13 protein-coding genes are annotated in these 14,294 nt (G+C 64.7%); all 13 read left to right on the top strand.

The genetic code is table 11. The features are described from left to right. The first annotated feature begins 24 nt into the window (after positions 1 to 24). Entirely contained in the window at positions 25 to 1,131 is a 1,107-nt protein-coding gene (gcvT, locus tag ACX80Z_RS08815) for a glycine cleavage system aminomethyltransferase GcvT (protein WP_459303534.1), read from the top strand. A gap of 35 nt (positions 1,132 to 1,166) precedes the next feature. After that, the gene (gene gcvH, locus ACX80Z_RS08810; RefSeq protein WP_459315590.1) at positions 1,167 to 1,550 is read left to right on the top strand and encodes a glycine cleavage system protein GcvH; all 384 of its coding nucleotides are present in this window, start codon (positions 1,167 to 1,169) and stop codon (positions 1,548 to 1,550) included. Beyond that, positions 1,547 to 2,875 (top strand): serine hydroxymethyltransferase, encoded by a 1,329-nt coding sequence (gene glyA, locus ACX80Z_RS08805; RefSeq protein WP_459315589.1) that lies wholly within the window; start codon positions 1,547 to 1,549, stop codon positions 2,873 to 2,875. Before gcvH ends, glyA begins: the two co-directional genes overlap by 4 nt. An 8-nt stretch (positions 2,876 to 2,883) precedes the next feature. Next, a complete protein-coding gene (locus tag ACX80Z_RS08800) occupies positions 2,884 to 4,257 on the top strand; it encodes an L-serine ammonia-lyase (protein WP_459315588.1) in 1,374 nt (457 codons plus the stop codon). A gap of 3 nt (positions 4,258 to 4,260) precedes the next feature. Next, positions 4,261 to 5,073 (top strand): methylenetetrahydrofolate reductase, encoded by an 813-nt coding sequence (locus ACX80Z_RS08795; RefSeq protein ID WP_459315587.1) that lies wholly within the window; start codon positions 4,261 to 4,263, stop codon positions 5,071 to 5,073. A 243-nt stretch (positions 5,074 to 5,316) separates the two neighbouring features. After that, positions 5,317 to 6,999 carry an ABC-F family ATP-binding cassette domain-containing protein gene (locus tag ACX80Z_RS08790; protein ID WP_459303540.1) on the top strand — a complete coding sequence of 561 codons (1,683 nt, stop codon included), beginning with the start codon at positions 5,317 to 5,319 and terminating at the stop codon, positions 6,997 to 6,999. A gap of 82 nt (positions 7,000 to 7,081) precedes the next feature. Then, the gene (locus ACX80Z_RS08785) at positions 7,082 to 8,281 is read left to right on the top strand and encodes an MFS transporter (RefSeq protein WP_459315612.1); all 1,200 of its coding nucleotides are present in this window, start codon (positions 7,082 to 7,084) and stop codon (positions 8,279 to 8,281) included. A gap of 72 nt (positions 8,282 to 8,353) precedes the next feature. Further along, positions 8,354 to 9,346 (top strand): daunorubicin resistance protein DrrA family ABC transporter ATP-binding protein, encoded by a 993-nt coding sequence (locus tag ACX80Z_RS08780; RefSeq protein WP_019482088.1) that lies wholly within the window; start codon positions 8,354 to 8,356, stop codon positions 9,344 to 9,346. Continuing rightward, positions 9,343 to 10,179, top strand: coding sequence for an ABC transporter permease (locus ACX80Z_RS08775; RefSeq protein ID WP_019482089.1), 837 nt, complete (start codon positions 9,343 to 9,345; stop codon positions 10,177 to 10,179). The genes ACX80Z_RS08780 and ACX80Z_RS08775 overlap by 4 nt, the downstream gene beginning before the upstream one ends. Before the next feature lie 242 nt (positions 10,180 to 10,421). After that, a complete protein-coding gene (locus ACX80Z_RS08770; protein ID WP_019482090.1) occupies positions 10,422 to 11,369 on the top strand; it encodes an ABC transporter ATP-binding protein in 948 nt (315 codons plus the stop codon). Positions 11,370 to 11,371: 2 nt separating this feature from the next. Beyond that, complete coding sequence (locus ACX80Z_RS08765) at positions 11,372 to 12,235, top strand: ABC transporter permease subunit (RefSeq protein ID WP_019482091.1); 864 nt, start codon at positions 11,372 to 11,374, stop codon at positions 12,233 to 12,235. A 36-nt stretch (positions 12,236 to 12,271) separates the two neighbouring features. Further along, on the top strand, positions 12,272 to 13,549 hold the full coding sequence (locus ACX80Z_RS08760; protein WP_024475641.1) for a sensor histidine kinase: 1,278 nt from the start codon (positions 12,272 to 12,274) through the stop codon (positions 13,547 to 13,549). Beyond that, positions 13,542 to 14,276 (top strand): response regulator, encoded by a 735-nt coding sequence (locus ACX80Z_RS08755; RefSeq protein ID WP_443110901.1) that lies wholly within the window; start codon positions 13,542 to 13,544, stop codon positions 14,274 to 14,276. The genes ACX80Z_RS08760 and ACX80Z_RS08755 overlap by 8 nt, the downstream gene beginning before the upstream one ends. The last annotated feature ends 18 nt before the right edge of the window (positions 14,277 to 14,294 follow it).

The raw sequence follows: 14,294 nt of genomic DNA, 5'->3' as shown, positions 1-14,294 counted from the left end.
ACACGCTCGATTGGAAGGATCACCATGACCAAGCAGACAGCCCTGTACGCCGAACATGAATTGCTCGGAGCCAGTTTCACCGACTTCGGTGGCTGGCAGATGCCCCTGAAGTACCGCAGCGAGCTCGAGGAACACCACACGGTCCGGCGCGCCGCAGGACTTTTCGACCTCTCCCACATGGGCGAAATCTGGGTCTCGGGAGCCCAGGCCGCCGAGTTCCTGAACTATGCGCTGGTGGGCAACCTCGCCGCCATCGCCGTCGGCAAAGCCAAGTACTCGCTGATCTGCACCGAGGATGGTGGCGTGATCGATGACCTGATCGTCTACCGTCGGGCAGACGACCGGTACCTCGTGGTTCCCAACGCCAGCAACGCCGACACGGTCGCTGCCGCCCTGCAGGAACGGGCCGCCACCTTCGATGTGACAGTGGAGGACGTTTCCGAGAGCACGGCACTGATTGCCGTTCAGGGTCCCGCAGCCGAAGCAATCCTGCTGGAGATCGCCGCTACTGGGTCACGTCAACTGATCACCGACCTGTTGTATTACGCGGCCGTCGAGGTGGAGCTGGCGGGTCTGCAGGTCCTCCTGGCCCGCACCGGATACACCGGCGAAGACGGCTTCGAACTATTCATCGGCAACCCCGAGGCAGTACAGCTGTGGAAAGCGGTCGCCGCGGCCGGAGCCCAGCATCAGCTGGCACCCTGCGGTCTCGCCTCACGGGATTCGCTACGCCTGGAAGCGGGCATGCCGCTCTACGGCAACGAGCTCGGCCTGGACACCAACCCGTTCGAAGCAGGACTCGGCGGAGTGGTCAGCCTCAAAAAGACCGAGGACTTCGTCGGGAGGTCGGTGCTGGAGCCTCTTAAAGAAGCCACGCTGGAACGGAAACTGGTCGGTCTGCAGGGCGCCGGACGCCGGTCGGCCCGCGCCGGGTACGACGTCGTCGTCGACGGCTCGGTCGTGGGGACCGTGACGTCGGGCCTGCCCAGCCCCACCCTCGGCTACCCTGTGGCGATGGCTTATGTGAAGACCGAACTGGCCGAGCCGGGCACCGAGGTACAGGTTGATCTCCGAGGGAAGCCAGAACCGTTCACGGTGGTTGCCACGCCGTTCTACCGCCGCCAAAAATAGCCAGACTTTACATACCCTGAAAGGTATACACCCACGTGAGCATCATTAAATCAGGCCTCCGCTACTCAGCCGAGCACGAATGGATCGACACCCCAGCAGACGGCGCGGCCACCGTCGGCGTGTCAGCCATCGCCGCCGACGCGCTCGGCGACGTTGTCTATGTCAGCCTCCCCGAGGTGGGGGACACGGTGACCGCCGGCGAAAGTTGCGGCGAGGTTGAGTCGACCAAATCCGTCTCCGACCTTTACGCTCCCGTGACGGGAGAGGTCACCGAGATCAACCAGGACGCCGTGGACAACCCGGGCATCCTGAACGAGGATCCCTACGGAGCTGGCTGGTTGTTCAAGGTCAGCGTCGCCAGCGAGGGCCCCCTGCTGTCCGCCGAGGAATACGCCACGAAGAACGGGATAGACGCATGAGCACCCTGACCGAGCTGGACACCATTGGCCACCTGAACGCGAATCTCGCCGATCTGGATCCGGAGGTGGCGCGCAGCATCGACGCTGAGCTCACCCGGCAGCGCAACGGACTGGAAATGATCGCCTCCGAAAACCACACCTCGGTCGCGGTGATGCAGGCGCAGGGCTCGGTGCTGACCAACAAGTACGCCGAGGGCTACCCGGGCCGTCGCTATTACGGTGGCTGCGAGCACGTCGACGTGCTCGAGCAGCTTGCCATCGACCGGGCAAAGGCCCTCTTCGGCGCGGCATTCGCCAACGTCCAGCCCCACTCCGGAGCACAGGCGAATGCCGCCGTCATGCACGCCCTGATCAAGCCCGGCGACACCATCATGGGCCTGAATCTCGCCCACGGCGGCCACCTGACCCACGGCATGCGGATCAATTTCTCCGGCCGGCTCTACAACGTGGTCCCGTACCAGGTGCAGGCCGATGACTACCGGGTGGACATGGACGACGTCGAACGCCTGGCCCGCGAGCACAAGCCGCAGCTCATTGTGGCCGGCTGGTCCGCCTACGCACGGCAGCTCGACTTTGAACGGTTCAGGAGCATCGCCGACGAGGTGGGCGCCTACCTCATGGTCGACATGGCGCATTTCGCCGGTCTGGTCGCGGCGGGACTCCACCCCAGCCCCGTGCAGCACGCCCACGTCACCACCTCCACCACGCACAAGACCCTCGCTGGCCCGCGCGGTGGAATCATCCTCAGCAACGATGCTGATATTGCGAAGAAGATCAACTCGGCGGTCTTCCCGGGACAGCAGGGCGGACCCCTCGAGCATGTCATCGCGGGTAAGGCCGTCGCCTTCAAGATCGCGGCATCAGCCGAGTTCAAGGAACGCCAGCAGCGCATCCTGGACGGCGCCCGGATCCTTGCCGACCGGCTCACTCAGCCGGACGTCGCCGCGCACGGCATCTCAGTGGTCAGCGGAGGTACCGACGTACACCTGGTGCTCGTGGACCTGCGTGACTGCGAGCTCGACGGCCAGCAGGCCGAAGACCGGTTGGCGCAGATCGACATCACCGTGAACCGCAATGCGGTGCCCTTCGATCCCCGCCCACCCATGGTCACGTCGGGGCTGCGCATCGGCACGCCAGCACTCGCGAGCCGCGGATTTGAGGCCGCAGCGTTCACCGAGGTGGCCAACATCATTGCTGAGGCCCTCATCGCTCCCGCCGATGCCGACCTCACGTCACTCACCCAGCGGGTTCAGGCGCTGGCCGCCCAACACCCGCTGTATGCCGACGTCGTGCCTTTCGGTGCGGGCACTCAGAATCACAGCTAAGGAACCCCATGCCTATTAGCGCCTTTGACCTGTTCAAAATTGGAATCGGCCCCTCCAGCTCCCACACCGGGGGGCCGATGACGGCTGCGTTCCTTTACACGGAGCTGGTGGAGCAGCGGGGCCTGGTGGATGCGGTGCAGCGGGTCGAGGTGGAACTGTTCGGGTCGCTGGGGGTAACCGGTCACGGGCACGGCACCGTCAAGGCGGTAATCCTGGGCCTGGAGGGTGAGCAGCCGCAACTGGTTGACCCCATCACGGCCGGTCCACGCGTGGATGAGGTGGGTGAGACCCGCCGGCTGCGGTTCGCTGGGCGGCGTGAGATTGACTTCGATCCGGAAGTCGACCTGATCATGCATCGCCGGAAGCGGCTGGACTTCCACACCAATGGCATGCGGTTCCACGCCTACGGAGCTGATGGGTCGGAACTGCTGGTCCGGGACTACTTCTCGGTGGGCGGCGGGTTTGTGCTGGACGAGGACCAGATCGGCGCGGACCCCGCCGCCGAGGCGACCGCCCCGGTGCAGCACCCCTTTGATACCGGCGAACAGCTCCTTGAAGTCTGCGCCGCGACCGGCAAATCGTTCTCCGAGATCGTGATGGCCAACGAGTTGTCCTGGCGCACCGAAGCCGAGGTGCGTGCCGGCCTGCTCGAAATCTGGGACGTCATGCAGGACACCATCCGCCGCGGATCCACCACCGACGGAATCCTGCCCGGCGGGTTGAACGTCCGACGTCGGGCAGCCACCCAGCTCAAGCTGCAGCAAAAGGCCGAGGATCCCAACGACAAGTTGAGCACCATGGAGTGGGTCACGCTCTTTGCACTCGCCGTCAATGAGGAAAACGCGGCCGGTGGCCGTGTGGTCACGGCACCGACCAACGGTGCCGCGGGGATCATCCCTGCGGTCCTGAAATATTATGTGGACTTCGTTCCGGGAGCCAACGACGACGGCGTCGTCCGGTTCCTGCTCGCGGCGACAGCCGTTGGTGCCCTGTTCAAGCGGAACGCCTCCATTTCCGGTGCCGAGGTCGGCTGTCAGGGCGAAGTGGGGTCGGCTTGCGCGATGGCTGCCGGCGCACTGGCTGAGGCGCTCGGCGGGACCCCTGAGCAGGTGGAGAACGCTGCCGAGATTGGCATCGAACACAACCTGGGCCTGACCTGCGACCCGGTGGGCGGTCTGGTGCAGATCCCGTGCATTGAACGCAATGCGGTCGGCGCCATGAAGGCCATCACTGCGGCCCGGATGGCGGTCCGCGGCGACGGCAAGCACCACGTTTCGCTCGACGTCGCGATCAAGACGATGCGGGACACCGGCGCCGACATGATGGACAAGTACAAGGAAACAGCCCGCGGGGGCCTGGCGCTGAACGTGGTGGAGTGCTGAACCATGGTTGACCACCCTGGGGGTCTTCCGCTCCGGGTGGAAATCATCCCGGGTAGCGGGGTCGTTGAGGCGCTCAAGGAACACCTGCCGCCGCCCGCGGTGGTGACGATCACCTGCCTCCCGCACCACGGGGCCGAGGAAACTGTAGATCTTGCCGTGCGCCTGGCCGGCCTCGGGTATCAGGCCGTCCCGCACCTGGCGGCCCGATCCATCGCGTCGCGCGGGCAGCTCACTGGCTTCCTGGGCCGGCTGCAGGCGGCCGGCGTTTCTGACATCTTCGTGATAGCGGGCGACGGCGGCTCCGCCGCGGGCCCCTATGCCTGGAGCGGGGCCCTGATGGAGGACATCACCTCGATCGGCGGCGGGTCCTTCGTCCTGGGAGCTGCCGCCTACCCGGAGGGCCGGCCGGGAGCATCGGCCGGGGAGCTCACCGATTTGCTGCTGGCCAAACAGGAGCTATGTTCCTGGGCGGTCACTCAGCTCTGCTTCTCCGGACCAGTACTCGCAGCCTATGTGGCCGAGCTGCGCACCGCTGGAATTACCCTGCCTCTCTGGGCTGGGGTGCCGGGCGCCGTTGGCCGTGCCAGGCTGATCTCACTCGCCGCACGCATCGGTGTAGGTCCATCGCTGAAGTTTGCCAGGCGGTCCCTGACCGGCACCGGGGGTGGGTCGCTCGTGCGCAGCGTGCTGGCGCCGTCGTCGTACGACCCCTCGCCGCTGGTCCGGTCAGTCCTCGACTCGGGTGGTTTCGCGGGCCTCCACGTTTACAGCTTCAACAACCTTGCGCCGATCAGTCGGATCTTCACCGTCGGCTGACCACTGCCTATCCCGCCGGGAGGCGGTCCGCCAGCGACCTGACCCACGGCTGATCACCGGTGACCCGATCCAGAAAAGGCCCTCGGCGTCAGGATGGCCGATTGCAACCGGCCAACCTGACTCGCGGGGCCGTTCCTGACCGGAAAACGGCAGGTGGATGGGGTGCGCCTCACCCGGTGGGTTTGGGTGGGGCCTCGCTCGATCGGCAGGGGCCGGTTTGCCTCCGGGTGACAAACTTAAAGTGTGGCTCATCTAGACGTTTCCAACATTGACTACTTCCTCTCCGACGGGCGGCAGTTGCTCAACGCCGTCAGCTTCAAGGTCGGCGACGGGCACAAGACGGCCCTGATCGGCCCCAATGGCACGGGCAAAACCACACTGCTGCGCATCATCGCCGGCGATGTCACCGCCGATGAAGGCGCCGTCACCCGCTCCGGCAACATGGGAATCATGCGCCAGTTCGTCGGCCAGGTCAGGGATGAGACGACGGTCCGGGACCTGTTGGTCTCCGCCGCGCCGCCAGCCCTCGCCAAGGCCGCGAAAGCGGTCGACGACGCCGAGCTCGCCATGATGGAGAACGACGACGAACCCACCCAAATGCGCTACGCCCACGCGATTACCGAGTGGGGTGACGCCGGTGGATACGAACTGGAAACCACGTGGGACGAAGTCACCATGGCTGCACTCGGGGTGCCTTACGCCCGGGCACAGTATCGGGCGTCGTCGTCGTTGTCCGGCGGCGAACAGAAACGGCTGGTCCTGGAGGCACTGTTCTCCGGCCCGGACGAGCTGCTGCTCCTCGACGAACCCGACAACTACCTCGACGTCCCCGGCAAGCGCTGGCTGGAGGCGAAGCTGAACGAGTCCAAGAAATCGGTGCTGTTCGTCAGCCACGACCGGGAACTGCTCGCCAACGCCGCCACCCGCATCATCACCCTTGAACCGGGAGCGCTCGGCGCGTCCAGCTGGATCCACGGTGGCGGCTTCGAAACCTACCTGCAGGCCCGCACCGACCGGAACCTGAGGTTCGAAGAACTGCGGCGCCGGTGGGACGAGGAGCACCTCAAGCTCAAAGAGCTGGTCAACATGTACAAGAACAAGGCGGCGTTCCGGTCCGACATGGCCAACCGGTACCACGCCGCCCAGACCCGGCTCGCGAAGTTCCTTGAGGCCGGGCCGCCGGAAGCGATCCCGATAGAGCAGAACGTCACCATGCGGCTCAAGGGTGGTCGCACGGCCAAGCGGGCAGTCGTCGCCCAGAAACTCGAACTCACTGGGCTGATGAAGCCGTTCAGCACCGAGATCTGGTTCGGCGACCGGGTAGGAGTGCTGGGCTCCAACGGTTCCGGCAAGTCCCACTTCCTACGACTGCTTGCCAGTGGCGGCACCGATCCGGAGAAGGAACACGAACCGGTCTCCGAGGTCAGCATCCAGCCCGTCCCACACGAGGGAACAGTGAAGCTCGGTGCGCGGATCCGACCCGGCTTCTTCGCGCAGACCCACGTGCGACCCGACCTCCTGGGACGCACCCTGCTCGACATTCTGCACCGCGGCGATGATCACCGGTCGGGATTGCCGCGCGAAGCGGCGTCAGGAGTCCTTGACCGTTACGGTCTGGCGGGTCAGGCGGAACAACTGTACGACTCCCTCTCGGGTGGGCAGCAGGCACGGCTGCAGATCCTGTTGCTGGAACTCTCGGGTGCCACGCTCCTGCTGCTCGATGAGCCCACCGACAACCTCGACCTGCACTCGGCCGAGGCGCTGGAGAAGGCCATCGACGCGTTCGAGGGTACCGTGCTGGCTGTCACCCACGACCGATGGTTCGCGCGCAGTTTTGACCGGTTCATGGTTTTCGGGTCGGACGGCTTGGTGTACGAAACTGAGGAGCCGGTCTGGGATGAGGGCCGGGTGCAGCGCGACCGCTGACCCAAACGGTCGGCTGAGGCAGTAGACCGGCTCCGAAAATTGCGCATACGGTTTACTGGTGCAAACAAATGTCTTGTCGGCCATGTGGGCGACGTTCGCCGTCTTCGGCCTTAACGGCCTGGTCTTCGCGAGTTGGGCTGCCCGGATCCCGTCCGCGTCCTCGGTGCTGGGCCTCGGCTCGGGGGAGACGGGCGCCCTGTTGTTGGCTGCTGCCGCCGGATCGGTGATTGCCCTCCCCCTCGCGGGCGGGATCTCAGGCCGGGTGGGGGTCGCCAATACGGTCAGGATCGGTGGCGTAGTGTCTGCCCTCGCGGCGGTGACCATTGCCGGCGGATTGACGACGACGTCGGTCTCCCTCACCGCGATCGGACTATTTCTCTTCGGCGTGGGCGTTGCCCTCTGGGATGTGGCCCAAAACATTGAGGGTGCCGACGTCGAGCACCGCCTCCGCCGCACCATCATGCCCAAGTTCCACGCGGCGTTCAGCGGCGGCGCCTTCGTTGGTGCAATGGTCGGCGCCGGTCTGTCACACCTCGACGTCGACCTGTCCTACCACCTGCTGGGGGTTGCCGCCGTCGTCCTCGTGGTTTCCCTCTGGGTGCCCCGCTACTTCCTGCCGGACATCTCCCACGCCGACGCGTACCCGGATACTCCCCAGCCCAGCCGGTTCGCTGCCTGGCTGGAGCCAAGGACACTGCTCATTGGGTTGGTGGTGCTGGGCGCTGCCCTGACCGAGGGTGCGGCCAACGACTGGGTGGCCAAAGCCACCGTCGACGGCTTGGGGGCCAGCGAAGCGACTGGCGCGCTCATGTTCGGCGTGTTTGTGGCTGCGATGACCCTGTTTCGGTTTGTGGGCGGCGGATTGATTGACCGGTATGGCCGGGTCAGGGTGCTGCAGATCAGCCTCGGGTCGTCGCTGGTGGGGCTCATCATCTTCGTTTTTGCGCCCACCGTGCCGCTTGCGGGGGTGGGAGCGGTGCTCTGGGGTGCCGGCGCAGCGCTGGGCTTCCCGATGGGAATGTCGGCGGCCGCCGACGAACCGCGTCATGCGGCGGCCCGGGTATCTGTGGTTTCCACCATCGGCTACCTGGCGTTCCTGGCCGGACCGCCCCTCCTTGGATTCCTCGGCGATGTGGTCGGCATCCGCAACGCACTGCTCGTCGTGGGGGTGGCGGTCCTCGCCTCATTCCTGGTCGCACCCGCTGCCGCCGAACGCCGGACCGACGCCGATCCCCTGGGCACACCCGTCCCCCAGAAGCTGGATCAACCGGGCCCACTCTGACCGCTTCCCTCGCGGACAAAAACTGTCCTCAATGATTACCTGCGGGCTGCTCCGAACCTTAAGATTGGACGCATGACAATTATTGAGGCCAGAGGTCTGAAAAAGACCTACAAATCGAAGAGTGGCCCCGTTCACGCGCTGGACGGGTTGGACTTGCTGGTGCCCCAGGGCACCGTCAAGGCGCTGCTCGGTCCCAACGGTGCGGGCAAGACCACCGTTGTGAAGGTCTTGACAACGCTGATCCAGCCCACGGAGGGCACGGCGTTCGTTGACGGCATCGATGTGCTCTCGAACCCCCGGGCAGCCCGTCGGATCATCGGGGCGTCCGGACAGTATGCGGCAGTTGACGAGAACCTGACCGGGTTCGAAAACCTGGAAATGGTGGGCCGTCTTTACCATCTCGGAGCCAAGACGGCGAGGCGTCGTGCCCAGGAGCTGATCGACCAGTTCGAGCTCACCGAGGCCGGCAACCGCCCGGTGAAGGGTTTTTCCGGCGGTATGCGCCGCAGGATCGACCTTGCCGGGGCGCTCGTCATCAACCCGAAGATCCTGTTCCTTGACGAGCCCACCACGGGCCTTGACCCGCGGAGCCGGCTGGCCCTGTGGCAGATCATCAAGAACCTGGTCCATGACGGCACTACGTTGCTGCTCACCACCCAGTATCTTGAGGAGGCAGACCACCTGGCCGACGACATCGCGGTGATCGACGGCGGCAAGGTGATAGCCGAGGGCACCTCCGACCAACTGAAAGCCCGAATTGGCGGGCATCGCGTGGTCGTGGCCCTCGTCGACGAGTCCGACGCCGGCGCGGCCAGTGAGATCCTCGCCCGCCATGGCGAGGGTGAGGCAAGGGTTTCCAGTGACCGGCGCAGCGTCGAGGTGGCTGTCACCGAAGGACCACGCGCGTTGCAATACATCCTCGCGGACCTGGGGCAGGCCAACGTCGGGTTGCACGACGCCGGTATGCGCCGCCCCACCCTCGATGATGTGTTCCTCAAGCTCACCGGCCACACCGCGGAAAACGAGCAGGACACCGAGAAATCCGAAATGGAGCAAGCCAAATGAGTGTCCTCACCAAGCAGACGACCTACGAGAGTGTCGGCACCCCCGCGGGGCAGCTCCTCTCGGATGGATGGATCGCGACCCGCCGGAACCTGATCAAGATCAAACGGGTGCCGGAGATCCTGGTCTTCACTATCCTGCAGCCGATCATGTTCGTGTTGCTGTTCAGCCAGGTCTACGGCGGGGCGATGAACGTCTCCGACTACACCAACTTCCTGATGGCTGGAATCTTCGCCCAGACGGTGATCTTCGGGTCGACCTTCTCCGGCGCCGCTATGGCCCAGGACCTCAAGGACGGCATCATTGACCGGTTCCGCACCCTGCCGATGAACCCCGCGGCGGTGCTGATTGGTCGCACCAACGGGGACCTGGTCATCAACAGTATTTCGATGCTGATCATGATGGGCACCGGCTGGATCGTCGGCTGGCGCGTCACCACCTCCGTCTGGGGATTCCTGGGCGGCGTGGCCATCCTGCTGCTGTTCAGCTACTCCTTCAGCTGGGTGATGGCGTTGCTGGGTATGAGCGTCAGGAGCCCGGAGGTCATCAATAACGCGTCCTTCATGATCCTGTTCCCGCTGACCTTCATCTCCAACGCCTTCGTGCCAATCCACACCATGCCCGAGGTGCTGAAGAACATCGCCGAGTGGAATCCGGTTTCGGCCCTGGTCGAATCGGCCCGGCAGTTGTTCGGCAACACCAATCCGGACTTCCCGGAACCCACGGCGTGGACCCTTCAGAACCCGTTCATCACGATCTTCGTGGGGATCGCGCTGATGCTGCTCATCTTCGTGCCGCTTTGCATCAGGAAGTTTGAGTCCATCAGCTCACGGTAGACCCACGTCGGATACCCAGAAACGGCTCTTGGGGTCAGGAGTGCCGGCTGCACCCGGCAATCCTGACCCCGGGGGCCGTTTCTGCGTCAGGAGGTCCGGGGGTACGCTGCCTACTCATCCGAAAGGTGTAGGCGAAGGCCGCCAAACATCATCCCAAGGAGCGGCGACCGGGCGAGGGACAATCCGTAGGGTAGAGGTAGGCCCAGCACCGTGGGCACCACAGCAATCTTAAGGACGCAGCCATGATTGAGGCACAAGGCCTGGCGAAGCGCTATGGCTCCAAGACAGCAGTGGATAACGTGTCATTCACGGTCCACCCCGGTAAGGTCACCGGCTTCCTCGGCCCCAATGGCGCCGGCAAGTCCACTACGATGCGGATGATCGTCGGGTTGGATAACCCATCCTCCGGCAACGTGACAGTCAACGGCCGGCGTTACGCCGAGCACCGGGCGCCCCTCCGCGAGGTCGGCGCCCTCCTGGACGCGAAAGCAGTCCACACCAAGCGCAGCGCCTACAACCACCTGCGAGCCATGGCAGCGACCCACGGCATCCCCAATAGCAGGGTCAAGGAAGTCATCGAAATGACCGGGCTGGGCCCCGTTGCCAAGAAGCGGGTCGGCGGCTTCTCCCTCGGCATGGGCCAGCGCCTCGGCATCGCCGCAGCGCTCCTGGGTGATCCCCACACTGTCATCCTCGATGAGCCAGTCAACGGACTGGACCCCGAGGGCGTCCAGTGGGTGCGCCACCTTGCCAAGGGGCTCGCCGCTGAAGGGCGCACAGTTTTCCTGTCCTCCCACTTGATGTCGGAGATGGCATTGACCGCCGACCACCTGATTGTGATTGGCCGCGGACGGATTATTGCCGACGCCCCCATCGAGCAAATCATCTCGGATCAGGGACAGGCGCGCACCCGGGTACGCACCGACAACCCAAGCGAACTCATCCGGGCGCTTGCCGGTGACGGTGTCACCTCGAAGCAGCTGGAGCCCGAGATGCTCGAGATCACCGGCGCCGACTCTCACCGGATCGCCCGCACCGCCCTGGACAACCGGGTGCTGGTCTACGAGCTCACACCGCTGCAGGCGTCCCTTGAAGAGGCGTACATGCAGCTCACCAACGATTCGGTCGAATACCACTCGGCCGATCTCCCGCAGGCAACCCAGGCCGCCGGCGTCGGGGAAGGAAACTAGCCATGTCTCACACAGCAGTCGCAGCGCCTACGCGCGGCACCACCCAGGGTAGTGGCGTGAACTTCATGCGGATCCTGAAGTCCGAATGGATCAAGTTGATCACGGTGCCCTCCACCGTGATCATGCTGTCGATCACGGTCATCGTGATGATTGGTCTGGCAGCTCTCTTTGCGTGGCAAACGACGGTTTTGCTCGATCTACAGGGAGACCCGGAGATGGCCGCCCAGATGCAGGGCGCCCCGGACGCCACCTCCATCACCAACACCATCCCGGGTTCGGGACTGATCTTTGGCCAACTGCTGATTGGGTCGCTGGGAGTTGTCCTGATCGCGTCTGAATGGGGCACCGGGATGATCCGCTCCACGATGGTGGCAGTGCCAAAACGTATTCCAGCACTCCTCGCCAAGCAGGCCGTGTTCGCAGTGGTGGCCTTCGTTGTTGGCGCCGGCTCAGCCCTGGTCAGCTACCTCATCGCACAACCTATCCTGACCCCGTCGGAACTCGAATTCGGACTCGGTGACGAGGGGGTGCTGATGCACATCATCAACACCGGTTCGGTGCTCGCCCTAATGGCTATCATCGCGATGTCGATTGGTACCCTACTGCGCAACACGGCCGGAGGCGTGGTCACCACGATCGGCCTACTCCTGATCCTGCCAATCCTGGTAGCCACGTTGCTGGCAGGGATCGCCGACTGGGTTCCCGACGCTGCTCGTTTCCTTCCCAGCAGCGCGGGGGAGCAGATGGTGGCCATCACCATCGCCGACGGCGCACTGAACCAGTGGCAGGGCGCGCTGGTACTGGGCGCCTGGGCCCTCGTACTGCTGGTTGCCTCCTTGCTGGTCACCAAGAAGCGGGACGTGTAACCCAGCGGGTCAACAGCGGATCGATAAGCTCACTCAATGAGTGAAAAAGCCTCGGTGGAGGGGGCGGCGGAGCGAACGGCCGCCGCCTCCTTCACTGAGCTCAATGCACGACGGCTAGGCCCGTTCCGGCGCTATTTCAGGAGCCACCCGCGGGTAACCGACGCGCTGATAGTAGTCCTCTACCTCGCCGCGAGCCTGCCACAGGCGATCGTCGGAACCGTGCTGGCCGATCGATGGTTGGCCTTGATCCCCGTCGTTGCAGCAGGGATCGTCCTCTTCTGGCGCCGGGACCGCCCACTGATTGTCCTTGGCATTTTGATGGCACTCGAATGGGCGAGCCTCATGGCCTCCGACGGTGAGGCGAGTGTTGGGTTCGGCGTCTGGTTTGCTCTGTACGCTGTGGCCGTCCAGCATCCCTTCCGCAGCGCCCTCTGGGCGCTCGCCGGAGCAGCACTGCTGACGATCACCCCCCTCTGGTTTGTCGACGCACTGTTTGTCGATGAGGCGCCATACCTCATCTGGATCGTGACCGGCTTTGTCCTCATGTGGTATTTCCTTGCCGTCGGATTTGGGGTTACCACCCGCAAGGATCGGGAGCATGAAACAGCCCTCCGCGACTGGGCCATCCGCAACGCCGAACTGGCGTCCGCCACCGAGCGCAACCGCATTGCCCGGGAGATGCACGACGTCGTCGCGCACTCCCTGTCGGTGATGATCGCCCTCTCCGACGGCGCCGCCGTCGTGATGAAGCGGGACCAGGACCGTGCCCGAGAGGTCCTCGATGAGCTCTCGACCAGCGGACGCACGGCCCTGGCCGACATGCGCCGGGTGCTCGGCGTCCTGCGGGAAAACCCCGACGCCGCACCCCGCGAACCCCTGCCAGCGGCCGGCTCGCTTTCCACACTGCTTGACGGCTTCCGGGCGGCGGGACTCTCCATCCGACTGGGACTCTCGGGTCCGGGATTGCCTGAGGACCCAGCCTTCCAGCTGACCATCTACCGGATTATTCAGGAATCCCTGACCAACGTCCTGCGGTACGGCAAGAGCGTCACGACTGTTGATGTAGCTATTGCGCGCACCGGAACCCTGGTCCGGGTGAGGGTGTCCGACGACGGCCGCGGCAGTATGGGGCCGGTGGTGTCGGTGGGTTCCGGGCAGGGGATCGCTGGAATGCAGGAGCGCGCCGCCATCTATTCGGGGACGGTTGATTGCGGTCCGGGCCCGGACGGTGGCTGGGTCGTGGACGCTCGACTGGTCATCCCCGAGGAGCAACAATCCACCAACAGGGGAGCACCAAGTGTCCGAAGTGCCTGAGGGGTTAGCGCTCAACGAGACAGCCGTGCCCGAAACGCTGGCCGGGGAGACCATCAGGGTCCTACTGGTTGACGACCAGCCGCTGCTGCGGATGGGGTTCCGGCTCATCCTCGAGGGTGAGGACGGGGTGGTCATCGTCGGTGAAGCGTCCAACGGCGCCGAAGGAGTGCGGATGGCGGCCGCCCTGAAGCCGGACGTCGTGTTGATGGACGTCAGAATGCCGATCATGGACGGGATCGAGGCAACCCGCCTGATCACCCAGTCTGGATCGTGTTCACGCATCATCATCCTGACCACCTTTGACCTGGACGAGTACGCCTTCGCAGGCCTCCAGGCTGGAGCGTCTGCTTTCCTCCTGAAGGATGTGGGACCCGATGAGCTGGTGAATGCCGTCCGGGTGGTTGCCAGCGGAGACGCGGTTGTCGCTCCGCGGGTGACCCGCCGGCTCCTTGAAACCTACGTGCGATCGCTGCCACCCCTTGCGACCCCACGGCCCGTCGATCCATTGCTGGAGGACCTGACCCCCCGTGAACGGGAGGTTTTGGAGGCCATCGCCGAGGGACTCTCCAATGCGGAACTGGCCCACAAGTTCTTTCTCTCCGAAGCCACCGTGAAAACCCATGTGCGGCGGATTTTCACCAAGCTTCACCTCAGGGACCGGGTGCAGGCAGTTGTCTACGCCTACGAGTCGGGTCTGGTGGTCCCCAGCCAGGGACAGGACTACTGAGCTTGGTAGGCTCACTTC

It is taken from the genome of Arthrobacter sp. TMT4-20 (assembly GCF_054510775.1).
The sequence above is the reverse complement of the archived record's forward strand: the minus strand, read 5'-3'. Positions and strand labels throughout refer to the sequence as shown.